Annotated in this window: 23 protein-coding genes; 17 read left to right on the top strand and 6 right to left on the bottom strand. The window is 69.5% G+C overall.

Annotation, left to right across the window (positions count from 1 at the left end; genetic code table 11):
• The first annotated feature begins 44 nt into the window (after positions 1-44).
• From MNQ95_RS02245 to MNQ95_RS02230, 4 genes are read left to right on the top strand one after another with little or no spacing between them, the layout of a single operon-like run.
• Positions 45-1,112: an SPOR domain-containing protein gene (locus tag MNQ95_RS02245; RefSeq protein WP_162410818.1), complete on the top strand. Its 1,068-nt coding sequence runs from the start codon at positions 45-47 to the stop codon at positions 1,110-1,112.
• A 34-nt stretch (positions 1,113-1,146) separates the two neighbouring features.
• Positions 1,147-1,785: a CvpA family protein gene (locus MNQ95_RS02240; protein ID WP_241953686.1), complete on the top strand. Its 639-nt coding sequence runs from the start codon at positions 1,147-1,149 to the stop codon at positions 1,783-1,785.
• Positions 1,786-1,809: 24 nt separating this feature from the next.
• Positions 1,810-3,279 (top strand): amidophosphoribosyltransferase, encoded by a 1,470-nt coding sequence (gene purF / locus MNQ95_RS02235; protein WP_162410820.1) that lies wholly within the window; start codon positions 1,810-1,812, stop codon positions 3,277-3,279.
• Positions 3,280-3,317: 38 nt separating this feature from the next.
• Complete coding sequence (locus MNQ95_RS02230) at positions 3,318-4,145, top strand: ferritin-like domain-containing protein (RefSeq protein ID WP_241953685.1); 828 nt, start codon at positions 3,318-3,320, stop codon at positions 4,143-4,145.
• Positions 4,146-4,220: 75 nt separating this feature from the next.
• On the opposite strand, the gene lpxH is transcribed toward MNQ95_RS02230, so the two are convergent.
• Positions 4,221-4,958, bottom strand: a complete 738-nt coding sequence (gene lpxH, locus MNQ95_RS02225; protein WP_241953684.1) for a UDP-2,3-diacylglucosamine diphosphatase — start codon at positions 4,956-4,958, stop codon at positions 4,221-4,223.
• Positions 4,959-5,047: 89 nt separating this feature from the next.
• Here lpxH and gltX point away from each other — a divergent pair, with 89 nt between their 5' ends.
• Both gltX and MNQ95_RS02215 read left to right on the top strand, forming a co-directional pair.
• Positions 5,048-6,451 (top strand): glutamate--tRNA ligase, encoded by a 1,404-nt coding sequence (gene gltX / locus MNQ95_RS02220; protein WP_241953683.1) that lies wholly within the window; start codon positions 5,048-5,050, stop codon positions 6,449-6,451.
• A gap of 25 nt (positions 6,452-6,476) precedes the next feature.
• Positions 6,477-6,965, top strand: a complete 489-nt coding sequence (locus tag MNQ95_RS02215; protein WP_162410824.1) for a Fur family transcriptional regulator — start codon at positions 6,477-6,479, stop codon at positions 6,963-6,965.
• Between the two features lie 75 nt (positions 6,966-7,040).
• Here MNQ95_RS02215 and MNQ95_RS02210 read toward each other — a convergent pair whose 3' ends face one another.
• The gene (locus MNQ95_RS02210; RefSeq protein WP_241953682.1) at positions 7,041-9,209 is read right to left on the bottom strand and encodes a TonB-dependent receptor; all 2,169 of its coding nucleotides are present in this window, start codon (positions 9,207-9,209) and stop codon (positions 7,041-7,043) included.
• Positions 9,210-9,305: 96 nt separating this feature from the next.
• Between MNQ95_RS02210 and MNQ95_RS02205 the strand changes: the two genes are divergently transcribed.
• Complete coding sequence (locus MNQ95_RS02205; RefSeq protein WP_162410826.1) at positions 9,306-9,728, top strand: MerC domain-containing protein; 423 nt, start codon at positions 9,306-9,308, stop codon at positions 9,726-9,728.
• A 74-nt stretch (positions 9,729-9,802) separates the two neighbouring features.
• On the top strand, positions 9,803-9,982 hold the full coding sequence (locus MNQ95_RS02200; protein WP_162410827.1) for a 30S ribosomal protein THX: 180 nt from the start codon (positions 9,803-9,805) through the stop codon (positions 9,980-9,982).
• A 59-nt stretch (positions 9,983-10,041) separates the two neighbouring features.
• On the opposite strand, the gene hutI is transcribed toward MNQ95_RS02200, so the two are convergent.
• The gene (gene hutI / locus MNQ95_RS02195; protein WP_241953681.1) at positions 10,042-11,277 is read right to left on the bottom strand and encodes an imidazolonepropionase; all 1,236 of its coding nucleotides are present in this window, start codon (positions 11,275-11,277) and stop codon (positions 10,042-10,044) included.
• A gap of 87 nt (positions 11,278-11,364) precedes the next feature.
• On the opposite strand from hutI, the gene MNQ95_RS02190 reads away from it, so the two are divergent.
• The 5 genes from MNQ95_RS02190 (at position 11,365) to MNQ95_RS02170 (ending at position 16,869) form a co-directional block, all read left to right on the top strand.
• Positions 11,365-12,714: a formimidoylglutamate deiminase gene (locus MNQ95_RS02190; RefSeq protein ID WP_162410829.1), complete on the top strand. Its 1,350-nt coding sequence runs from the start codon at positions 11,365-11,367 to the stop codon at positions 12,712-12,714.
• 115 nt (positions 12,715-12,829) lie between these two features.
• Positions 12,830-14,476 carry a serine hydrolase gene (locus tag MNQ95_RS02185; RefSeq protein WP_241953680.1) on the top strand — a complete coding sequence of 549 codons (1,647 nt, stop codon included), beginning with the start codon at positions 12,830-12,832 and terminating at the stop codon, positions 14,474-14,476.
• Positions 14,477-14,607: 131 nt separating this feature from the next.
• The gene (locus MNQ95_RS02180) at positions 14,608-15,843 is read left to right on the top strand and encodes a sensor histidine kinase (protein WP_241953679.1); all 1,236 of its coding nucleotides are present in this window, start codon (positions 14,608-14,610) and stop codon (positions 15,841-15,843) included.
• Positions 15,840-16,625 (top strand): LytR/AlgR family response regulator transcription factor, encoded by a 786-nt coding sequence (locus MNQ95_RS02175; protein ID WP_162410832.1) that lies wholly within the window; start codon positions 15,840-15,842, stop codon positions 16,623-16,625. The genes MNQ95_RS02180 and MNQ95_RS02175 overlap by 4 nt, the downstream gene beginning before the upstream one ends.
• A 43-nt stretch (positions 16,626-16,668) precedes the next feature.
• Positions 16,669-16,869 (top strand): hypothetical protein, encoded by a 201-nt coding sequence (locus tag MNQ95_RS02170; protein ID WP_241953678.1) that lies wholly within the window; start codon positions 16,669-16,671, stop codon positions 16,867-16,869.
• A 33-nt stretch (positions 16,870-16,902) separates the two neighbouring features.
• Here the strand turns inward: MNQ95_RS02170 and trxA are convergent, their stop codons facing one another.
• Complete coding sequence (gene trxA / locus MNQ95_RS02165; protein ID WP_241953677.1) at positions 16,903-17,760, bottom strand: thioredoxin; 858 nt, start codon at positions 17,758-17,760, stop codon at positions 16,903-16,905.
• A 135-nt stretch (positions 17,761-17,895) separates the two neighbouring features.
• Between trxA and MNQ95_RS02160 the strand changes: the two genes are divergently transcribed.
• Genes MNQ95_RS02160 through MNQ95_RS02145 form a run of 4 tightly spaced genes read left to right on the top strand, consistent with a single transcriptional unit; the run spans position 17,896 to position 19,806 of the window.
• A complete protein-coding gene (locus MNQ95_RS02160) occupies positions 17,896-18,531 on the top strand; it encodes a hypothetical protein (protein WP_162410835.1) in 636 nt (211 codons plus the stop codon).
• Positions 18,528-18,971: a hypothetical protein gene (locus tag MNQ95_RS02155; RefSeq protein WP_241953676.1), complete on the top strand. Its 444-nt coding sequence runs from the start codon at positions 18,528-18,530 to the stop codon at positions 18,969-18,971. The genes MNQ95_RS02160 and MNQ95_RS02155 overlap by 4 nt, the downstream gene beginning before the upstream one ends.
• A complete protein-coding gene (locus MNQ95_RS02150; protein ID WP_241953675.1) occupies positions 18,968-19,183 on the top strand; it encodes a helix-turn-helix transcriptional regulator in 216 nt (71 codons plus the stop codon). Before MNQ95_RS02155 ends, MNQ95_RS02150 begins: the two co-directional genes overlap by 4 nt.
• Positions 19,180-19,806 carry a DUF998 domain-containing protein gene (locus MNQ95_RS02145; RefSeq protein ID WP_241953674.1) on the top strand — a complete coding sequence of 209 codons (627 nt, stop codon included), beginning with the start codon at positions 19,180-19,182 and terminating at the stop codon, positions 19,804-19,806. Before MNQ95_RS02150 ends, MNQ95_RS02145 begins: the two co-directional genes overlap by 4 nt.
• Here the strand turns inward: MNQ95_RS02145 and MNQ95_RS02140 are convergent.
• Both MNQ95_RS02140 and MNQ95_RS02135 read right to left on the bottom strand, forming a co-directional pair.
• The gene (locus MNQ95_RS02140; protein ID WP_241953673.1) at positions 19,787-20,038 is read right to left on the bottom strand and encodes a SemiSWEET transporter; all 252 of its coding nucleotides are present in this window, start codon (positions 20,036-20,038) and stop codon (positions 19,787-19,789) included. The two genes, MNQ95_RS02145 and MNQ95_RS02140, sit on opposite strands and share 20 nt — an antisense overlap.
• On the bottom strand, positions 20,035-21,363 hold the full coding sequence (locus tag MNQ95_RS02135; protein WP_241953672.1) for a metal-dependent hydrolase family protein: 1,329 nt from the start codon (positions 21,361-21,363) through the stop codon (positions 20,035-20,037). Before MNQ95_RS02135 ends, MNQ95_RS02140 begins: the two co-directional genes overlap by 4 nt.
• Positions 21,364-21,424 lie beyond the last annotated feature (61 nt).

Raw genomic sequence — 21,424 nt, 5'->3', positions numbered from 1 at the left:
CCTATAATCCCCTCGGCGTTCCTGCCGCATCGCCGCGAGTCGAAGTGGATACCACCCTGAAACAACGCCTGATCGGCGGCGCCGTGCTGGTCGCACTGGCGGTCATCTTCCTGCCCATGCTGGTCCAGGGCCCGGCCCCGGACAGCGGCGTGGCCAACGTCTCCACGCGCGTGCCCGATGCGCCGGGCGGCGAATACGAGACTCGCGAACTGCCCTTGATCGGCCAGGATGCGGCGACCGCGTCCGGACAGCCCGTGCTGCCCGCACCCGCCGCCACGCCGGCAGCGGCGACCGAGCAGGGGCCAGCTCCCTCCGGCGCGACTGAAGCGGCAACGCCAGGTGCACGGCCCGATCCGGCGGTGGCCGCGGGCCAGTGGGCGGTCACGTTTGGTGCCTATGCCAGTGCCCGTGACGCCGAGGCCGTGCTCTCCCGGCTGCGCCAGGCCGGCCTGGCCGGCTTCAGCGAGCAGGCGACGGTCAACGGCCGCCAGGCCTGGCGCGTGCGGGTGGGCCCGTATGCCGACCGCGCGCTGGCCGAAGCCGGGCGCCTGCAGGCGGTGCGCATCCGCAGCGACGTCAACGCGCAGGTGATCGCCCTCGACGCCGGCGGCGACACCGCCAGCCCGGCGCCTGCGGTGGCCGCGGCAGCGCCCGCGACGCCGGGCCCGACCCCGCAGCCAGCAGGCAGCAGCCAGGCGAGTGCCGTCGCGCCGGCACCGGCCGTGCGAACCGAACCATTGCCGCCGGAACCTGCAGCAAGCCGGCCCGCCACGCCGCCGGTCACGCCCAAGCCCGCCGCAAGCGCGCAGGCACAGCCTGCGACGCCCAAGCCCGCAGCCACTGCACCCGCGCCCTCACCGGCTGCGCCGGCTGCCGCGGAGGTGGGTTTCGCGGTGCAGATGGGCGCCTTCGCCAATGCCGCCGATGCCAATGCATTGCGTGACCGCCTGCGGGCGGCCGGCTTCAGCGCCATCGTCCAGCCGGTGCGGACCGACAAGGGCACGCTCAGCCGCGTCCGGGTCGGCCCGGTGGCCAGCCGCGCCGAGGCCGACCAGCTGAAGGCACGCCTGGCCAGCGGCTTCGGTGCCGGCATGGTGGTTCCCCACCCGTGATGCAGGCCCATGGCGCACCGAAGCGGTGCGATGCATGGAAGTGATCGACCTGGTGCTGCTGGCGGTGGTCGCCGGCTCGGCCCTGCTTGGCGTCGTGCGCGGGTTCGTCGGTGCCGTGGCTTCGCTGGTGGCCTGGTTCGGCGCGGGCTGGTTCGCCTTCCACTACGGCGCCGAACTGGCGTTCTGGTTCAGCGACAACGGCCAGCCGGGCGCGACCGAACTGCTCGGTGCCTATGCGGTTTCGTTCATCGGCGTGCTGGTCCTGGTCAGCCTGGTCGGCTGGGGCATGCGCAAGATGATCCATTCGGTCGGGCTGTCGGGCGTCGATCGCGTGCTGGGCCTGCTCCTGGGCCTGCTGCGCGGCGTGCTGGTGGCCTGCATGCTGGTGCTCGTGATGGCGTTCAGCAGCCTGCCGCAGGACCCGGCGTGGACTCGCTCGCAGGCCCTGCCGGTGCTGATCCCCGGTGCGCAGTGGATGGCGCGCTGGCTGCCGGAATGGACCGTTCAGGAGCTGGATTTTGGCAATGGCCGGCCGAGCGGCGATAATGCGCTCCTCGATCGGGCTGGCGCCGTGGTCGAAACGATCACCGAGGCGCTGCCTGTTCCGGTGGACGAGAACGGATCCCCACCCGGCGCGGAGCCGCCACCACCCCCGTCCACCCCCGGTCACTGAGACCGCTGCGGAGACTTCCCGATCATGTGCGGCATCGTCGGAATCGTCGGCAACCAGAACGTTGCCGGTCAGCTCTATGACGGCTTGACCGTCCTCCAGCACCGCGGCCAGGACGCGGCCGGCATCGCCACCGCCGACGGCACGCGCCTGCGCGTGCACAAGGACAATGGCCTGGTCCGCGACGTGTTCAGCGCCAAGGCTATGAGCGTGCTGGAAGGGCGCGTGGGCATCGCCCATTGCCGCTATCCGACCGCCGGCTCCGAGGGCATGGACGAGGCGCAGCCGTTCTACGTGAATTCGCCCTACGGCATCGCGTTGGCGCACAACGGCAACCTGACCAACACCGAAGCGCTGCGCGAGCAGGTGTTCGCCCAGGACCGGCGCAACATCAACACCGGTTCGGACAGCGAAGTGCTGCTGAACGTGTTCGCGCACGAACTCGACACCCAGCGCACGCTGTCGCCCGAAGCGGCGATCCGCGCGGTGGCCGGCGTGCACCGGCGCGTGGAGGGCGGTTACGCGGTGGTGAGCGTGGTGCTGGGCCTGGGCCTGGTCGCGTTCCGCGATCCGCACGGCATCCGCCCGCTGGTGCTCGGCAAGCGCGAGCACAACGAAGGCACCGAGTACATCATCGCCTCGGAGTCGGCGGCACTGGACATCCTCGGCTTCCAGCGCGTGCGCGACGTGCAGCCCGGCGAGGCGCTGGTGATCACCCCGCGTGGCGAGCTGTTCTCGGAGATCTGCGCCGAGCCGGCGCAGCACGCGCCGTGCATCTTCGAGTACGTGTATTTCGCACGCCCGGACTCGATGATCGACGAGGTCTCGGTGCACAAGGCGCGCATGCGCATGGGCGTGAAGCTGGGCGAGAAGATCCTGCGCCTGCGCCCGGACCACGATATCGACACCATCATCCCGATCCCGGATACCTCGCGCGACGCCGCGCTGGAGATCTCCAACGTGCTGGGCGTGAAGTACCGCGAGGGCTTCATCAAGAACCGCTACGTCGGCCGCACCTTCATCATGCCGGGGCAGGGCGAGCGGGTGAAGTCGGTGCGCCGCAAGCTCAATCCGATCCACCTGGAATTCCGCAACCGGGTGGTGCTGCTGGTCGACGACTCCATCGTGCGCGGCACCACCAGCCAGCAGATCGTGCAGATGGCCCGCGATGCCGGCGCGCGCAAGGTCTACCTGGCCAGCGCCGCGCCGCCGGTGCGCCACCCGAACATCTACGGCATCGACATGCCGTCGGCGGACGAGCTGATCGCGCACGGCCGCAGCATCGAGGAGATCGAGAAGCAGCTGGGCTGCGACTGGCTGATCTACCAGGACCTTGAAGACCTCGAGGCAGCGGTGCGCGAGGGGAATCCGGACCTGAAGCGCTTCGATTCCTCGTGCTTCGACGGCGAGTACGTCACCGGCATCGAGCCGGGCTACTTCGAGCGCATCCAGCAGATGCGGTCGGACGAAGCCAAGCGCAAGCGCCGCGCGTCCTGATCCGGGGCCGCGCGCCGCAGCGGCGGCGCGCACAGAGCATGGACTCGCTGTTCGAAGCCGCTCGCCAGTGCCTGGATACCGCCGACCCGGCGGAGAAGGCCGCGCTGGCGCGGCAGCATGCGGCCGCCTTCCTGCGCGGCGAGCTGGGCATCCCCGAAGACGCCGCGCCGCCCGAACCGATCCGCATGCCCGGGCGGCCGCCCCGGCCGCAGCTGGTGCATCCGCGCGATCTTCCGCGTCGTGGCCTCGGCAGCGACGAAGGCCGCGCGGCCTTCCTCCACGCCATCGCCCACATCGAACTCAATGCCATCGACCTGGCCTGGGATGCGGTCTATCGCTTCCGAGGTTTGCCCGCGCAGTTCTACCGCGACTGGGTGCAGGTGGCCGACGACGAAGCGCGGCACTTCCTGATGCTGCGTGCGCGGCTGCAGGAGTTCGGTCGCGACTATGGCGATTTCGACGCGCACAACGGCCTGTGGGAGATGACCGAGAAGACCGCGCACGACGGCCTGGCGCGGATGGCGCTGGTGCCGCGGGTGCTGGAGGCGCGCGGCCTGGACGTGACCCCGGGCATAATCCAGCGGCTGAGTGCGCTGGGTGATCTGCGCACCGTCGAGATCCTCGAGACGATCCTGCGCGAGGAAGTGGCGCACGTGGCGGCCGGGTCGCGCTGGTACCGCTGGTACTGCGAACGCGACGGCATCGAGCCGCGCGCACGCTTCCGCGAGCTGCTGCAGGAGTATGCGGGTGGCTACCTGCATGGTCCGTTCAACATCCAGGCCCGGCTGCTGGCCGGATTCGACGAAGACGAACTGGCCTTGCTGGAACATGTCGAGGCCGCGCATTCGGACTCGCGGTCGCGGTAGAGCGGGGCTTGTCCCTTTGCGCGTCACCGGATGTCGGAGGCAGGCGGGGAGCCTCCCACTCTGCCGATGCGACGGTCAGAGCGCGCTCAGCGCGATCCCGTCCGCATCCACCCGCAGAACCGAACCCTGCTCGTACCAGTCACCCAGCACGATCCGTCGGCATTGGCGCCCGTCGGCCTGCAAAGGGTGGACCGCCGGACGGTGCGTATGCCCGTGGACCAGCGTGGCGACGCCGTAGCGGGCGAGCGTGGCCTCGACGGTCGCTGGAGTGACGTCGGTAACCGTCTCGAAGTTGGCCCGGTCGCCTTCGATCATCTGCTTTTGCCGGGCCATGCTCGCCTCGCGTGCCTGCGCCGCGAATGCCTGGCGCGCGGCCAGCGGCTGCGACAGGAACTGCGCACGCCAATGCGGATCGCGGGTCTGCGCACGGAAGGCCTGGTAGGCGACGTCGTCGCTGCACAACAGGTCGCCATGCATCAGCAGTACCGGTTCGCCGTACAGCGACACCACCGCCGGATCGGGCAGCAGGCGCATCCCGGCGCGGCGCGCGTAATCGCCCCCGACCAGGAAGTCGCGGTTGCCGTGGATGAAGTACACCGGGACGCCGGCCTCGGCCACCGCGCGCAACCCGGCGGCGACGGCATCGCCGGTTTCCGACGGATCGTCGTCGCCGATCCAGGCTTCGAACAGGTCGCCGAGCAGGTACAGCGCCTCGGCGCTCGTCGCTTCCTCGCGGAGGAAACGCAGGAACAGCGCGGTGACGTCCGGCCGGGCCGGGTCTAGGTGCAGGTCGGAGACGAACAGCGTGGTCATGCCCCGATTGTAGGCCGGCCAGCGGAAGCCGGGCCGTTGCCGGGGCCGGGCGGGGTAAAATCGGCGGATTCTCCCGAGCTGCGCCGCCCATGACCTGCCGCACCCGCTTCGCCCCCAGTCCCACCGGCTACCTGCATATCGGCGGCGCCCGGACCGCGCTGTACTGCTGGCTGGAGTCGCGCCACCGTGGCGGCGAGTTCATCCTGCGCATCGAGGACACCGACCGCGAGCGCAGCACCCAGGCGGCGATCGACGCGATCCTCGAAGCGATGGAGTGGCTGGGCCTGGACTACGACGAGGGCCCGATCTACCAGACCGATCGCGTTGCCCGCTACCGCGAGGTGGCCGAGCAACTGGTCGCGCAGGGCAAGGCCTATTACGCGTACGAGACCCGCGAGGAACTGGACGCGATGCGTGAGGCGGCCATGGCCAAGCAGGAGAAGCCACGCTACAACGGCGCCGCGCGCGAAGCCGGCCTGCCGCATCGCGACGATCCGAACCGGGTCATCCGCTTCAAGAACCCGCTCGAGGGCGTGGTCGCCTTCGACGACCTGATCAAGGGCCGCATCGAGATCGCCAACGGCGAGCTCGACGACATGGTCATCTTCCGCCCGGACGGTTATCCGACCTACAACTTCGCCGTCGTGGTCGACGACTGGGACATGGGTATCACCGAGGTGATCCGCGGCGACGACCACATCAACAACACGCCGCGCCAGATCAACATCTACGAGGCGCTGGGTGCACCGGTGCCGAAGTTCGCGCACATGCCGATGATCCTGGACGAGCAGGGCGCCAAGCTGTCCAAACGCACCGGCGCGGCCGACGTGATGCAGTACAAGGATGCCGGCTACCTGCCGCATGCGCTGGTCAACTACCTCGCACGCTTGGGCTGGTCGCACGGCGACCAGGAGCTGTTCTCGCGGGCGGAGCTGGTCGAACTGTTCGACGTGCGCAACGTCAACTCCAAGGCTGCGCGCCTGGACATGGCCAAGCTGGGCTGGGTCAACCAGCATTACCTCAAGTCCGACGATCCGGCGACGATCGCACCGCAGCTGGTGTACCAGCTGGAAAAACTCGGCCTTGACGTGGGCGCGGGGCCGGCACCGGTTGACGTGGTGATCGCTCTGCGCGAGCGCGTGCAGACGTTGAAGGAAATGGCCGAGAAGGCGGTGGTCTGGTACGTGCCGCTGGAGAATTACGATGAGGCAGCCGTCGCCAAGCACCTGAAGGCAGGCGCCGACGCGCCGCTGGCCAAGGCGCGCGAGCGGCTGGCGGCCTTGCCGGAATGGAATGTCGAAGGCGTCAGCCAGGCGTTGCATGAAGCCGCCGCCGCGCTGGAGCTGGGCATGGGCAAAGTCGCCCAGCCGCTACGCGTGGCGATCACCGGCACGCAGGTCAGCCCGGACATCTCCCACACGGTTTACCTGGCCGGGCGCGACGAGGCCTTGAAACGCATCGACGCGGCGCTTATCAAAGTGGCGACGGCCTGAGTCCACGGGGTACATGGAGCACGCGATGTCCGGCAAGCACGACTGCACCGATCCGCACCACCACGTCGACAGCGCCGATGCGTTCGTCCACGCGGTGGAGCGTGCGTGCAACGAGCGCGGGCTGCGCCTGACCCCGATCCGGGCCAACGTGCTGCGCCTGATCGCCGATGCCGGCAAGCCGGTCAAGGCGTACGAGCTGCTGGAGAAGGTGCGCGAGGGCAAGGGCGCCGGCGCCGACGCGCCGCCCACGGTCTATCGTGCGCTCGACTTCCTGATGGCGAATGGCTTCGTGCACAAGCTCGAGTCGGTCAATGCCTTCGTCGCCTGCCACCATCCCAACAGCGTCCAGCACTCGGTGCCGTTCCTGATCTGCGACCGTTGCCACAACGCAGTCGAGCTGGAAGACAGCGAGGTGGTGGCGCAGCTCGATGCACGCGCCAAGGCCCTGGGCTTCCAGCCGCAGGCGCAGACGCTCGAGGTGCACGGGCTCTGCGCGCGCTGCGCCGAGGCCTGATCGGGGCTCAGGACATGTCGCGCGACGCGGGCGGACCGTGACCGCGGCAACCCGGGGCCGCGGTCCGCTTCGGGCTCAGAACCAGGCGCGGATGCCGAATGCCAGCGACCGGCCCGGCAGCGGCGCGTAGTCGCGCAGCAGCGAGGTATGCGGACGGACCTCCTTGTTGCCGAGGTTGCTGCCGTCCAGGAACACCTCCCAGCTGTTGCCGGCGTCCCGCTCCCAGCGATAGGCCAGGTGCGCATCGACCAGGGTGTAGCCGGGGCTGGGTTCCTCGTTCCGGGCGACGTCGTCCTGGCGCTGGTAGCGCACCGCCCCGATCGAGGCGCGCCAGCCTTGCAACGCCCAGGAAAGATCGGCGCCGAAGCGGCCCGGGGCGATCCGCGGCAGGTAGCCGCCATTGGCCAGGTCGACGCTGTAGGGGTGCGCGTGGTCGCCATGTGGCACATCGAAGTCGGCCGTGCGGCTGCCTTGTCCATCCAGCTCGCCCCGCACCACGTCGCCGAACAGGCGCAGGTCCCATGCCCCGCTTCCGTTCTCGCTCAGGTGCACCACGGCTTCCGCTTCCGCTCCGGTGAAGGTCGCGTCGGACTGGGTCCACAGCCTTACCGGGGTGCCGTGCTCGGCGACGCCGGTATCGGCGAGGTAGATGAAGTCCTCGAAGCCGCTGCGATAGATCGCGACCTTGAAGTCGACGCGCTCGTTGTGCGCATGCAGGCCGATCTCCCCGCGAAGCGCACGTTCTGTCTCCAGCCCGTCGTCACCGATTTCGATCGATCCGGTGGCCACGTGAAGTCCGCCCGCGTACAGCTCTTCCTGCGTCGGTACGCGCTCGGAGCTGTCGATGCCCACGCGCACGTCGATTGCGTCACTGATGCGCCAGATCGCGGCAGCGGAGAGGTTGGTCGCATCGAACTGGCGCCGCGGATGTCCATCGGCCGGATCCAGCCGGACCCGGTCCTGGCGCCCGCCCAGTTCCAGCTTCACCGGACCGAAATTCTTTTCCTGGACCACGAACAGCCCGGCGTTGTCGGTGACGGTCGCCGGTACGAATGCTTCTTCGCCCACCGCACCGAAGTCCACGCGACCCAGTTGCAGCCCGAACGCGCCGCGCCAGCCGCGCGTTTCCTTCTGCACTGCCTGAAGCCGCGCATCGTAGCCTTCGCTGGTGAAGCGGGTGCCGATTTCCCGGCCTTCCAGTTCGACGTGTTCGTAATCGCTGTAGGCGCCATGCAGTTCCACGCTTTCCAGGAACGAAACCGGCTCGTAGACGCCAGCCTTCAGCTCGACGCGGTTCTGCACCAGGTCGATGCGCACGTCGCCGTGCTCGTCATGTGCCTCGTCGTCGTGGCCGTCGGCATCGTGATCGTGGTCGTGGTCATCGTCGGAATGGGCGTGCGCGCCGGTGGGGATGCCGTAGTTGCTGCGGTAGGTGCTGGCGGCCAGGCCGAAATAACCGGCTTCGCCGAGCCAGGTTGCGCCGACCGCGCCGGCACGGGTGCGGATCGAACTGTTGTCGAGGCGGCCCGGCATCTGTGCTTCTTCATCGTGGTCGTGATCGTCATGCACGACCTCGGCCACACCGGGGATGTCGTAGTCATCGGTGTTGCGGACCAGGCCATCCACATGCAGCACCCAGTTCCCGTTCACGCCATCCAGGCGGAACATGCCGCTGCGTTCGTCGTTGACCGTGTCGCCACGCACCTCGGCGCGACCGCTCAGCGGTTCGTCGGGGATATCGCGAGCGATGCGGCCGTCGGCGACATTGACCGCACCGCCGATCGCGCCGCTGCCGAACAGCAGGGTCGCCGGGCCTTTCAGCACCTCGATCTGGTCGGCCAGGAACGGCTCGACGCTGGTGGCATGGTCGGCACTGACGGTCGATGCGTCCATGGTGCCGATGCCGCCGGACAGTACCTGCACGCGTGGACCGTCGAGGCCACGCAGGATCGGACGCCCGACGCCGGGGCCGAAGTAGGTGGTCTGCACGCCCGGGAGCTTGGCGACGGTCTCGCCGAGGGTGCCCGCCTTGGCCCGGTCCAGCGCCTCGCCCTGGAGGACCTCGACCGGACGGGCCAGCGATTCCGCACTGCCGGCCAGGGGTGAAGCGGTCACCTCGACCGAGGGCAGGTCAGTCGGATCGTGCGCCGCGGCAGCAGAGGACAGGCCGGCGCAGGCCAGGGCGAGTGCCGCGGCAAGGCGATGGGGGGCTGAACCGGGGGACCGGGTACGGGAATCGGGCATCGGGGAACCGTCGTGGGGGGAAGGTGACAATCGCCTGATAATGTTATAATGTATCCAAACAATATGACACCCCCCAAGTCTTGGTTGAATGAACCGATGCGTCACACCCACCGCCCCCACCACCACCGGCACTGGTTCGACCGTTTCGGCGCCACCGGTTCGCTGCTGTGTGCGATCCATTGCGCGCTGACCCCCTTGCTGCTCGCGGCGTTGCCGGCGCTGGGGCTGACGGTGTGGTTCGACGGCAGCGTGGAATGGGCGCTGGTGCTGTTCGTGACCCTGCTGGGCATGCTCAGCCTGGGCTGGAGCTATCGCCGCCACCGCGCCATGCGTGCGTTGGGCCTGCTGGTTCCTGGCCTGGTTGCCTTGTGGGCCGGTCTGCTCTACGCGCCGTTGCACGAATCGGTCGTGCCGCATGCGGTGGTGATGACCTTCGGCGGCACGCTGGTGGGCCTGGCGCACCTGGTCAACCTGCGGCTCAACCACGGCCACATCCATGACGCCAGCTGCGCCCACTAGGCGCGCGTGCTAGGCTTGCCGGCCTGCCGCGCGACGCGCGCTAGCTGAATTCACGCAAATCAAGGAGTTGAAAGATGGGCAAGGGTGATCGCAAGACCGCCAAGGGCAAGCGCTACAACGCCAGCTATGGCAATGCGCGCCGCCATGTCGCCACCCGGACCGCCGTTGGCGCCGCCGCGCCGGCCGCGAAGAAGACCGTGGCCAAGCCGGTCGTGAAGAAGGCCGTGGCCAAGAAGGCCGTCGCCAAGGCCTGATCGGCCTCCTGGTGACTGGAAAGAACGCGGCGCCTTGCGCCGCGTTTTTTTTTTTGCGGTCAGTCCGGAAGGCGGCGGCCGCCGCTCCAGCTGCCGATGCGCAGTCCGCCACCAAGCCAATAAGCCAGTTCGGCGGGTTGGCCGATATCCCAGAGCACGAAATCCGCACGCAGCCCGGCCTGCAGGCGGCCGCGGTCAGGCAACCCCAGCGCGCGTGCGCCGTGGACGGTGGCGCCACGCAGCGCCTCCTCCGGGGTGAGCCGGAAATGGGTGCAGGCCAGCGACATCGCCAGCCGCAACGATTGCAACGGGGACGTGCCCGGATTGCAGTCGGTGGCCACGGCCATCGACACCCCGTGTTCGCGGAACGCGTCCAGTGGCGGCAACCGGGTCTCGCGCAGCACGTGGAATGCGCCCGGCAACAGCACCGCGACCGTGCCGGCGCGAGCCATCGCGCGCACGCCATCGATCGAGGTGTGCTCGACATGGTCGGCCGACAGGCCACCGAACTCGGCGACCAGCGCCGCGCCGTCCCCATCACTGAGCTGGTCGGCATGCAGCTTGACCGGCAGTCCGAGCGTGCGCGCGGCTTCGAACACCCGCCGGGTCTGCGCGGCATCGAAGCCGATCCTTTCGCAGAAGGCATCGACCGCATCGACCAGGCCTTCGCCATGCAGGCGTGGCAGCCATTCGCAGACCGCATCGATGTACGCATCGGCGCGGCCGGCGTACTCCGGCGGCAGCGCGTGCGCGCCGAGGAAGGTGGTGCGCACCTGGACGCCGAGTTCGCGCCCGATTCGCCGGGCCACGCGCAGCATGCGCCGCTCGCCATCCAGGTCCAGGCCGTAGCCGGACTTGATCTCCACCGTGGTCACGCCGTCGGCCATCAGGGCGCGTGCGCGCGGCAGGGACTGCGCGAACAGGGCGCCCTCGTCGGCCGCGCGGGTGGCGCGCACGGTGGAGACGATTCCGCCGCCGGCCCGCGCGATGTCCTCGTAGCTGGCGCCCTGCAGGCGCTGCTCGAACTCGCCGGCGCGGTCGCCGCCGAACACCAGGTGGGTGTGGCAGTCGACCAGGCCGGGGGTGATCCAGTGCCCCCCTGCATCGACGACCTCGCAGGCCAGCGCGTCCGGTGCCGCCGTCAATCCGGAAGCCGGGCCCGCGTAGGTGATCAGGCCATCCTGCCAGGCCAGGGCGCCATCTTCGATGGCCCCATATCCAGTGTCGTCCGCCAACGTGGCCAGGCGGGCGTTGACGACCAGTCCGTCCCAGCGGCGTGCATGCGTGGTGTCCATGGCGCGATTGTACGGGCGCGCGCGTCGGCGCTGCGCCCGGCCGGCGGCGTGTTCGCCAGCCGCGACGGTTCGCGCGAGAATGCGGGCATGGACGAGCTTCGAGACGCCTCGCTGCTGTGGACCCCCGCCGGGTGGCGGAGCGATGCAGGACTGGAAACCAGGCACGGGCGCATCGCGCGCGTGCTGCCCGCCGAGCCGAGCTGGGATGGCGGCTGGGTGCTGCCGGGTATCGCCAACCTCCATTCGCACGCGTTCCAGCGGGCGATGGCGGGGTTGGCCGAGCGCCAGACCCATGCGCAGGATTCGTTCTGGACCTGGCGCGAGACGATGTACCGCATTGCCGCGCGCTTCGACCCCGACAGCCTGCATGCAGTCGCCGCCCAGCTGTACGCGGAGATGCTCGAGGCCGGCTACACCAGCGTCTGCGAATTCCACTACCTGCACCACGCGCCCGACGGCAGGCCGTATGCGGACCCGGCGGCGATGTCCAAGGCGCTGGTCGCCGCCGCGCGGGAAACCGGCATCCGCCTGACCCTGTTGCCGGTGCTGTACATGACCGGCGGGTTCGACCGGCGTCCGCTTTCCGAACGCCAGCGCCGCTTCGGCCACGACCTCGACGGTTTCCTGCGCCTGTTCGAGTCTTTGCGCGAGATCGAAGACGACACGCTGCGCGTCGGCGTCGCCTTCCACAGCCTGCGCGCGGTGCCACCGGATGCGATGGATGCCGCGCTGGCGGCATTGCCGGCGGGGATTCCACTGCACATCCACATCGCTGAGCAGATCGGCGAGGTCCAGGACTGCCTGGCGGTGCGCAACGCGCGACCGGTGGAGTGGCTGCTGGACCATGCACCGGTTGGCCCGGACTGGACGCTGGTGCATGCCACCCACCTGACTCCCGCGGAAACCACGCGGATCGCCGCAAGCGGCGCGACCGTGGCGATCTGCCCGACCACCGAAGCCAACCTGGGCGATGGACTGTTCCCGTTGCGCGCGTACCTCGGCGCCGGTGGCGCCTGGGGCATCGGTTCGGATTCGCATGTTTCGGTGTCGCCGGTGGAGGAGCTGCGCTGGCTCGAGTACGGCCAGCGCCTGCATACCCGCCATCGCAACATCGCCGTGCGCGCGGACAGCACCAGCGTCGGCGAGACCCTGCTGCACGGGACGCTTGCCAGCGCCGCGCGCGCGACCGGACAGCCGGTAGGCGTGCTGGAGCCGGGCCAGGCCGCGGACTGGATCGCGCTGGATCCGAAGGCGCCGGCCTTCGCCGGTGCCCGGGCGCAGGACGTGGTCGATCGCTGGCTGTTCGCCGGCAATCGCAACCTCGTGCGCGAAGTGCAGGTGGCTGGGCAGGTCGTGGTCAGCGCCGGCCGCCACCGCCACCACGAGGCGATCGCGGACCGCTACCGGAAATCGATCACCGCGTTGCTGGCCGGTTGATCGGCCATCCGCGCCCGGGTGGCGTTCGTCGCCGGTCGCGGGGCGTTCGTCGCAATCGCCCTCCGCGGCGCGCGGGCACCGCATCATGCCCGCATCCCGACGAAAGGAGTGGTCGATGAATACCCCGCTTGCCTGCCTGGCCGCCGCCGTGGCCGCAACCTTCGCCGTGCTGCCCGGTGCAGCGCACGCCATGACCGATGCCCGGCTCGCCGAGGTGGTCCGCGAGCGCCTGCTGGGCGACCGCACCGGGGCCTGCATGGCCGTGGCGGTGGTCGAGAAGGATCGCGTCGCCCGCGTCTACGAGTGCGCCAATGCGCGCGATGCGGGCCGGATCGGCCCGGATGTCGCATTCGAGATCGGTTCGGTCAGCAAGACCATGACCGCCGCACTGCTGGCGCAACTGATCGAACAGGGCAAGGGGTCACTCGACGACACCCTGGCCGCGTGGTTGCCGGAAGGCACGAAGGTTCCCGACTACCAGGGCCAGCCGATCCTGCTGCGGCACGTGGTCACCCACACCTCGGGCCTGCCTGCGCTGCCGTCGCGGCTGGGCGCCAAGAGCATGGACAACCCCTATGCCAACCTGGACGAAGCCGCGCTGCTGGCTTCGCTCGGGGACGCGAAGCTGGTGGCCGCGCCGGGAGCGAAGTTCGAATACTCCAATTTCGCCTCGATGCTGCTCTCGTACGCGGTTGCGCGGCGCGCCGGCACCGATTTCGAGAGCCTGGCGCGACGCGAACTGTTCGTGCCGCTGGGCATGGACCATGCGTACATCAACCAGCGCCCGGCGGGCGTGCGGGCGGCGACCGGCCACACGCCCAATGCGCAGGCCACGTCGGCCTGGGACTTCACCACCAACCTCGCCGGCGTGGGCGGCGTGCGCGCCACGCTCGACGACATGGTCCGCTACGCGCAGGGTGGACTGGGCATGATTGACGTGCCGATTGCCGCTTCGCTGGAGGCCACGCATGCCGCGGTCTCCGGGCAGCCACCGATGGGCATGAACTGGATGCGGGTCCCGGTGAAGGACCGCACGGTGCTGATGCACGAAGGCGGCACCGGCGGATTCTCCGCGTTCGTCTCGCTCGATCCGCAGCGCCAGCGCGGCGTGGTGATCCTGTCCGACACCGCCTGGCATTCGATCGGCAGCCTGGGCAGCCTCGGCATGCACCTGGTCGACGATTCGCTGCCGCTGGGCAAGCCACGCCGGGCCGTCGCCGCCGATGCGGCGCTGCTGCAGGCGCTGGCCGGCGAGTACCAGCTGCAAGGCGCGATGAAGATGACGCTGCGCGAGCGCGACGGTCGCCTTTTCATCCAGGCCGAGGGCCAGGGCGAATACGAGATGGGGCATGACGATGCGGGCGATTTCTACCCCTTGGCGCTCGACGCCGTGCTTCGCCCGCAGCGCAAGTCCGACGGCAGCTACGCATTCACCTGGACGCAGATGGGCGCGGTGATCCCGGCGGTGCGCATCGATCGTGCCGCGGCACAGGCGCCGGTGCTGTCGCCGGCACAGCTGTCCGCGTATGCGGGCGACTATCCCCTGGCGCCTGGATTCTCGCTCGCGGTGCGCGAGCACGGCGGCGCGCTGCAGGCGCAGGCGACCGGGCAGGGGGCGTTCCCGCTGGCCGCGGCGTCGACTGATACCTTCGAGGCGCCAGCCTTCGGCATCGAGATCCGCTTCCACCGCGATGGCGCCGGCAAGGTGCAGTCGCTCGAGCTGCACCAGGGTGGCCAGGTGCTGCGGGGCACCCGCCAGTAGGGCGGGTAGTGGGCATTGAAGGAGCTGCGCATGGAAACGATCATGACCTTGCTGGCGCCGGTGGCGGCGTTGCTGGCACTGTTGCTGTCGACGGGCTCGCCGGGGCTGGGGACCAACGGGAGACAGGCAGGATGACGGGCCGTTCCGGTTATCCGTTGCGGCAAGTCCTGCCGGCCGAAGTGCTGGTCGGCGGCAACGCGGTGTGGAGCCGCTACCGCCAGTACCCGGTGTTCAGCGCGCGCTGGCTGGGCGGGCGCAGCCTGCTGTTCTGCAGCGTGATCGCGTTGGTGACGGTGTTCACCGGCGGTGGCGTCGGGCTTGCCGTGCAGGACGGAGTGGTGGCCCTGAAGGTCGGCCTGTCCCAGTTCGCCGCCTTCAGCCTGATGGCCATGCTGGGACCCGCGCTGGCCACGATAGTGCGCCACCGCCGCTGGACCGAATCGCGCGAACGCAAGGCGGTGGTGCTGGCGGTCCTGGTCGGCATTGTGCTGAGCTATGCCATCGACAAGATGGCTTCGGCCTACGTGATGTCGCTGGTGCAACCGCAACTGGAAATCCTGGGCATGGCGCCTTCGAAAGCGCCGGAAGTCGGCCCGGTGCTCAAGGCGATCGGCTTGGCGCTGAACATCGCGGCCTTGATTCTCATCTACGGCCTGTTCGGCGGCGGCCTGGCCCTGCGCGCCTACTTCAGCGAGCGCCGCCGCTGGGAGGCACATCGCCACGCGCTGGAGCTGGGCGAGATGAGCGGACGCGCCCACGAGGCCGACCTGCGCCTGGGCGTGCTGCAGGCGCAGGTGGAGCCGCACTTCCTGTTCAATACCCTGGCTTCGGTGCGTGCGCTCGTGCGGCAGGATCCGGCCCAGGCCGAAACCACGCTCGATGCGCTGGTCGCCTTCCTGCGCGCGACGATTCCCAAGCTGCGCGACGACCGCGGCCTGCATTCCACCCTGGGCCAGCAGCTGGACATCTGCGCCAGCTACCTGGCACTGATGCAGGTGCGCATGGGTGGCCGCCTGTCCTACGCGGTGACGGCGGACGAGGCGCAACGCGCGCTGTCATTCCCGCCATCGCTGCTGATAACGCTGGTCGAGAACGCGATCAAGCACGGCATCGAGCCGCGGCCCGGGCCGGGGCGCATCGAAGTGTCCGTGGTGCGCGAAGGCGAGCGCCTGCGCATCCGCGTGGTCGACGACGGCGCGGGGCTGCAGCCGGGCATCGGCGGCGGCATGGGCCTGGCCAACGTGCGCGAGCAACTGGTGCAGCGCTTCGGTGCGCAGGCCAGCTTCCGGCTGCACCCCGGCGAGACCGGGGGCGTCGTCGCCGAGATCGAAATTCCCTGCACGGTGGCGACGGAGCTCCAGGCATGAATCCCTTGGGTGCGCGCGTGACCGCGCTGATCGCCGAGGACGAGGCGCCGCAGCGTCGCGCACTGCATGAGCAGCTGCAGCAGGCATGGCCCGAACTGGAGGCCATCGCGCTCTGCGAGGATGGCGTGTCCGCGCTGGAATCCGTGCAGGCGCAACCTCCGATGGTGGCCTTCCTGGATATCCGCATGCCCGGCGTGAGTGGCCTGGATGTCGCACGCGCCGTGGCCGAGCAGGGCGGGCTGGTGGTATTCACCACCGCTTACGACGACTACGCGGTGCGTGCATTCGAGGCCGGCGCGGTCGACTACCTGCTCAAGCCGGTGCAGCCGGCGCGACTGGAGCAGGCGGTCGCGCGCCTGCGCGAGCGGCTGGAACAGCGCAGGTCGGGTGCCGGCGGCCCCGACCTGGAGGCGCTGATCGAAGGACTGGAGTCGCGCTTGCGCCCGCGTGGCGAGCGGCTCGTGCGCTGGATCACCGCAAGTGCCGGCGACAGCGTGCGCATGATCGGCATCGACGAGGTGCTGTTCTTCCAGGCGCAGGAAAAATACGTGCGCGTGGTGACCGCCGATGCCGAGGGCGTGATCCGCACGCCACTCAAGGAACTGCTGGCCGGCCTGGATCCGGACGCGTTCTGGCAGGTGCACCGCGGCACCGTGGTCCGTGTCCAGGCCATCGACCGGGTAACCCGGAACGAACTGGGCCGGCACACCCTGAGCCTGAAGAATCACGCCGAACACCTGCCGGTGAGCGGCGCATTCCTGCACCGTTTCCGCGGCATGTGAGCCGCGGCGGCCTTCCATGTCGATACCGAGGAGGAGAACCGGAATGAAGCACGTTCGAGCGCTTTACAACGTGCCGCCGTCGGTCCGGCTCCTGACCGCCGCAGCTGCGCTGGCGGTCGCCGCCAGCCTGCCATCGCTGGCCGCTGCGGCGGGTGTCGGCCTGCCATTCCTGTGCGTGGGAGCGGCAGGGTTGTTCAGTGCGTCGATCGCACTGTTCGGGTGGCGCCGCGACCCCGCGAGCTGACGGCCGCCGCGGGTCCACGCGCCGCGCCAGCAGTCAGAACAGCAACGACGCCATCTTGCGGCGGTACTGGCCGACCAGGTCTTCGTCCTCGACGATGCGGAAGGCGTCGATCAGCGCCTTCTTCGGCAGGCCGTCCTCGTAGGTGCGGTCGCGGCGCAGCATCTCGATCAGCTGTTCCAGCCCGGCTGCGGCGTCGCCGCCGACCAGGTGGTGCACGGCCAGCAGGTGCCTCGCCTTGAGGTCGGCCTCGTTGGCGGCGATCGCCTGTTCCAGCACGGCGGCGGGTGGCGCGTCCTTGAGCAGGGCGGCGAAGCCCAGGCGCGCGCGCGCGCGGACCGCGCGATCATCGGTGGCCAGGTTGGCCGGCAACGCATCGAGCAGCTGAGTGGCTTCCGCCGCCGCACCGGTCTTGAGCAGGGCCAGGGCCAGGTCCAGTTTCAGTTCGTCCTTCTCCGGCTCGGCGTCCGCCGCCTGGCGCAGGCGCACCACCTCGGCATGCGGATCCAGCGGCGCCAGTTCGACCGGTGCCTCGTCCTGCACAGCGGCCGGCTCGATGCCGTGCTGCTGCAGGAACTGGCGCAGCTGGCCTTCCGGCAGCGCGCCCTGGAAGGCATCGACCGGCTGCCCGCCGACCAGCAGGAACACGCTGGGCACCGAGCGGATCTGGAACGCGGCGGCGATCTGCTGTTCCTTGTCGACGTCGACCTTGGCCAGGACGAAGGCGCCGCCGTATTCGCCGGCGAGCTTCTCCAGGACCGGGGTCAGCGACTTGCACGGTCCGCACCAGGTCGCCCAGAAGTCGACCAGTACCGGCGTCTGCATCGACTTCTGCAGGACTTCGGTCTCGAAGGTGTCGGTGGTGATGTCGACGACATGGGGCAGGTCGGCCATGGGGGTTCCGGAAGGTGGGAGTGGCGCCGAGATGGTGCCGGGCCGGGGAGCTTACAAGCGGATGTAAGGTCCAGTTGACATCGGGCCTGCCAAATGTAAAGTTTGGTATACATTTTGTCCGGCAGGAGTTACGCCATGAAATCCGCCAAGGGGCTGTGGATCCTGCTCGTGCCGTTGGCCGGCTTCGGCCTGTGGTCGATGCTCGCCAGCCCGCGCGCGCTGCTCGGTATCGATCCCGGCCCGCTGGGCATGTTCGCCCTGGTCGCCAGCACCGTGGCCGCCTTGCTGCTGCTCTCGCGCACCCCGCGCGAAAACCTGGACCGCGCCTCGCCGGCCGAATGGAAAGCGTGGCTCGGCGTCGGCTTCATGCTGGCCGGCGTGCTGTATTTCCTTTCGCGCATCCCGCTTTTCGCGGCCGGCGACTGGCGCGATCCGCATGCAGGCGCGGTGGCGCGCAACCTGGTCCTGTTGCTGGTGGTGTGGACGGTACTGTCCTCGGTCCTGGCCGCGCGCTGGAAAGGCCGCGTGCAGGAAGACGAGCGCGATCGCGACATCGAGGCCAGCGCCGTCGGCTGGGGGCGTGGCGCCCTGGTGTCCTGCGTGGTCGGCATCGCGGTGCTGCTGGGCTTCTCGCCGCCCGCGCGGCTGCAATGGGCCAACCACTTCATGGTCGCCAACCTGCTCGTGTTCGCGCTGATGTGGGGCTGGCTGGTGGAGTACGCCGCGACCGCCCTGATGTACCTGCGCGACCGCCGGGGAGCTGGATCATGAAGGCCGTGGATGGGGATATGCCGGTCGCGTTCGGAGAGCGCTTCGCGCGCAACGCGGTGCTCGGCATGGCGGGGCTGGGTTTGTTCATCGCTGTTGCGGTCGTCGCACAAGGCAACGTCGTGGCTTTCATCGGCAGCGTCATCGTGCAGGCCCTGTCGCACTTCTTCCGCCGCCGGGCGCTGTACGACGCGCAGCGCGGCCGGCATGCGCTGGAGGACGAGCGCGACCGCACGCTGCTGGCGCGCGGCGACGGCATGTTCCGCCTGGTTGCCAGCACGTGGATGGTGGGACTGGCGATCGCCCTGGCCGTTCCGTCCCTGCGCGAAATGCTGCTGGCCCCGTCGTTGCGGGTATCCGGCATGCTGCTGCTCGGTGTTGTCGTTGCGAACATCGCCGGACATGGGGCGGTGTCGGTGCACTACCGGCGCAACCGCGCATGACCGGTACGCCGGTCGGCAACGAGATCCGCCGCTGGCGCTTCGAGCGCGGCGAGATGACCCAGGAGGCGCTGGCCGATGCCTGCGGCGTGACCCGCCAGACCATCATCGCGCTGGAGGCCGGGCGTTATGCTCCCTCGCTGGAACTGGCCTTCCGTATCGCCCGCGCGTTCGGCGTCGGCCTGGAGGAAGTCTTCCACTGGAGGGAGCAATGAACGGAGTCGAACGATGGCGCGTCCCCGCGGCACTGCTGGCCATCGCCAGCTGCGTGCTGGCGGCTGTGGTCGCCGGGCAGACGGTGGAGGGCTATTCGCACCTGCGCCATCCGCTGGCGCTGCTCGGCGCGCGGCAGCTGCAGGAGGGGGCGCCGCTGTTCGGCCTGTTCGCTTTCGTGTTGCCCGGATTGATCGGCGGCTGGATCGCCCTGGGCGTACGCGACCGCCTGCCCGCCGGGGCGGGATGGAGCGCGCGGATCGGCGCGCAGCTGCTGGTCCTGGCGGCCCTGGCGTTCGCCGCGCAGGGCGTGTTGCCGCTGGACCTGGACGACCTGGATGGCGGCAGCAGCCGTTACCACGCTGCCGCCTGGCTGTTGTGGGCGCTCGCATTCCCCGCTGGTGCGACGCTTCTGGTGATGGAGCTGTGGCGCACGCCGGGCTGGCGCCGCTTCGCCTGCATCACTGCAGTGGCCGCGCTGCTGGTGGTTGCCGGTGGTTTCCTGGGCAGCGACTGGGCGGGCTCGGCGATGAGCCAGCGCGTCGCCTTCGCTGTCTGGCTGGCCTGGGGCGTGTTCGCCGCCATGCCGACGCCGCAGGGCGGCGTCAGCCGTGGCGCAGCTTGAGACCCAGGATCAGCAGGGCCAGCAGCAGGGTGATGATGTTGGACACGATCATCGGCCAGGAATGGAGCACGATCCCGTAGGCCAGCCAGAAGCACAGGCCCACGGTGAACACCAGGTACATGCCCAGCGAAATGCCCTTCGTGTCGCGCGTGCGCAGGGTCTTCACCGCCTGCGGCACGAATGCGAGCGTCGTCAGCGTCGCTGCGACAAAACCGACCCATTCGCCGCTCACGGCATGCCCGCGGCGGCGGCGGGGGCGTCGTCGGTCGGCTGGCGATAGACCGTGCCGTCCTTCATGACGAAGGCCACGTCCATCACCACGCCGATGTCGGCCAGCGGATCGCCCGGCACGGCGACGATGTCCGCACGCTTGCCTGCCTCGATCACGCCCTGGTCGTCCACGCCGAGCACTTCGGCGGCGCGGATGGTGGCGCTCTGCAGGGCGACGGCGGCCGGCATGCCGGCCTCGACCATGTAGATGAATTCGCGCGCGTTCTCGCCGTGCGGGCCCACGCCCATGTCGGTGCCGAAGCCGATCTTGATTCCCGCCTTGTACGCCTTGGCGAAGGTGTCCTGGATCTGCGCGCCGATCCGCGCCGCCTTCGGTCGCACGACCTCGGGGAAATACCCGTCGATCTTCGCCTTTTCGGCGACGAAACGCCCCGCGGAAATCGTCGGTACGTACCAGGTGCCGTGCTGCTTCATCAGCCGGACCACCTCGTCGTCCATGTAGGTACCGTGCTCGATGCTGGTCACCCCGGCCAGCACCGCGCGCTTCATGCCTTCGGTGCCATGCGCGTGCGCGGCGACGCGGTAACCGTAGTCGCGCGCGGTATCGACCACGGCCTTGACCTCGTCGACGGTGAACTGGGGCGCATCGCCGGAGCGGGCGTACGACAGCACGCCGCCGGTCGCGGTGATCTTGATGACGTCGCTGCCCTCCTTGTAGCGCTGGCGCACGGCCTGGCGCGCGTCGTCGATCGAGTTGATGACGCCCTCGGTCGGGCCGGGGGGGCCGAGCAGGTGCGAAAGCGTGGAATTGAAGCCGTTTGTCGGGTCGGCGTGGCCACCGGTGGTGGCGATCGAGCGACCGGCGGCGAAGATCCGCGGACCGCGCACCCGGCCCTGGTTGATCGCGTCGCGCAGGTGCGGGGCCACGTCGCCGCCGAGGTCACGCACGCTGGTGAAGCCGGCCAGCAGGGTCTTATCGGCATAGCCGACGCTGCGGAAGGCGTAGTCGACCGGATCCAGGCGGAACCCTTCCGAATAGCTCTGCGGACTGGACTGGTCTTCGAGGTGCACATGGAGGTCGGTCCAGCCAGGCATGCAGGTGTGGGCACGCAGATCCACGGCGCCGCCGGGCGAGGTGGCTGGAATGCCGGCGGAGACGGCCTGGATCCTGCCGTCGCCGACCCGGACCGTATGCGGGCCGAGCAGCTGGCCGCTGCGCGCGTCGAACAGACGGCCGCAATGCAGGTCCCGGGCGGTATCGACGACCGGTGCGGCGAGGGCGACGGACGGGCAGAGCAGGGCCAGCGTCAGCAGGGCGGGGCGCATGCGGGTTCCAGGCAGGTAGAGGTGAAGGCCGATGGTAGCCGCAGCGGGTCCCATCCATACG

It is taken from the genome of Pseudoxanthomonas daejeonensis (assembly GCF_022637495.1).
GTDB classification, from domain to species: domain Bacteria; phylum Pseudomonadota; class Gammaproteobacteria; order Xanthomonadales; family Xanthomonadaceae; genus Pseudoxanthomonas; species Pseudoxanthomonas daejeonensis.
This window is presented reverse-complemented; position numbering and strand designations above follow the sequence as displayed.

What these genes read in the sequence shown, in the direction of transcription:
- MNQ95_RS02150 (WP_241953675.1), top strand. Translation starts at nt 18,968, where the DNA reads ATGACCGGTACGCCGGTCGGCAACGAGATCCGCCGCTGGCGCTTCGAG.
- MNQ95_RS02205 (WP_162410826.1), top strand. Translation starts at nt 9,306, where the DNA reads ATGCGTCACACCCACCGCCCCCACCACCACCGGCACTGGTTCGACCGT.
- MNQ95_RS02200 (WP_162410827.1), top strand. Translation starts at nt 9,803, where the DNA reads ATGGGCAAGGGTGATCGCAAGACCGCCAAGGGCAAGCGCTACAACGCC.
- MNQ95_RS02180 (WP_241953679.1), top strand. Translation starts at nt 14,608, where the DNA reads ATGACGGGCCGTTCCGGTTATCCGTTGCGGCAAGTCCTGCCGGCCGAA.
- MNQ95_RS02190 (WP_162410829.1), top strand. Translation starts at nt 11,365, where the DNA reads ATGGACGAGCTTCGAGACGCCTCGCTGCTGTGGACCCCCGCCGGGTGG.
- MNQ95_RS02230 (WP_241953685.1), top strand. Translation starts at nt 3,318, where the DNA reads ATGGACTCGCTGTTCGAAGCCGCTCGCCAGTGCCTGGATACCGCCGAC.
- trxA (WP_241953677.1), bottom strand. Translation starts at nt 17,760, where the DNA reads ATGGCCGACCTGCCCCATGTCGTCGACATCACCACCGACACCTTCGAG.
- MNQ95_RS02215 (WP_162410824.1), top strand. Translation starts at nt 6,477, where the DNA reads ATGTCCGGCAAGCACGACTGCACCGATCCGCACCACCACGTCGACAGC.
- MNQ95_RS02175 (WP_162410832.1), top strand. Translation starts at nt 15,840, where the DNA reads ATGAATCCCTTGGGTGCGCGCGTGACCGCGCTGATCGCCGAGGACGAG.
- MNQ95_RS02155 (WP_241953676.1), top strand. Translation starts at nt 18,528, where the DNA reads ATGAAGGCCGTGGATGGGGATATGCCGGTCGCGTTCGGAGAGCGCTTC.
- MNQ95_RS02240 (WP_241953686.1), top strand. Translation starts at nt 1,147, where the DNA reads ATGGAAGTGATCGACCTGGTGCTGCTGGCGGTGGTCGCCGGCTCGGCC.
- MNQ95_RS02185 (WP_241953680.1), top strand. Translation starts at nt 12,830, where the DNA reads ATGAATACCCCGCTTGCCTGCCTGGCCGCCGCCGTGGCCGCAACCTTC.
- MNQ95_RS02145 (WP_241953674.1), top strand. Translation starts at nt 19,180, where the DNA reads ATGAACGGAGTCGAACGATGGCGCGTCCCCGCGGCACTGCTGGCCATC.
- MNQ95_RS02135 (WP_241953672.1), bottom strand. Translation starts at nt 21,363, where the DNA reads ATGCGCCCCGCCCTGCTGACGCTGGCCCTGCTCTGCCCGTCCGTCGCC.
- MNQ95_RS02210 (WP_241953682.1), bottom strand. Translation starts at nt 9,209, where the DNA reads ATGCCCGATTCCCGTACCCGGTCCCCCGGTTCAGCCCCCCATCGCCTT.
- MNQ95_RS02170 (WP_241953678.1), top strand. Translation starts at nt 16,669, where the DNA reads ATGAAGCACGTTCGAGCGCTTTACAACGTGCCGCCGTCGGTCCGGCTC.
- purF (WP_162410820.1), top strand. Translation starts at nt 1,810, where the DNA reads ATGTGCGGCATCGTCGGAATCGTCGGCAACCAGAACGTTGCCGGTCAG.
- hutI (WP_241953681.1), bottom strand. Translation starts at nt 11,277, where the DNA reads ATGGACACCACGCATGCACGCCGCTGGGACGGACTGGTCGTCAACGCC.
- lpxH (WP_241953684.1), bottom strand. Translation starts at nt 4,958, where the DNA reads ATGACCACGCTGTTCGTCTCCGACCTGCACCTAGACCCGGCCCGGCCG.
- MNQ95_RS02160 (WP_162410835.1), top strand. Translation starts at nt 17,896, where the DNA reads ATGAAATCCGCCAAGGGGCTGTGGATCCTGCTCGTGCCGTTGGCCGGC.
- gltX (WP_241953683.1), top strand. Translation starts at nt 5,048, where the DNA reads ATGACCTGCCGCACCCGCTTCGCCCCCAGTCCCACCGGCTACCTGCAT.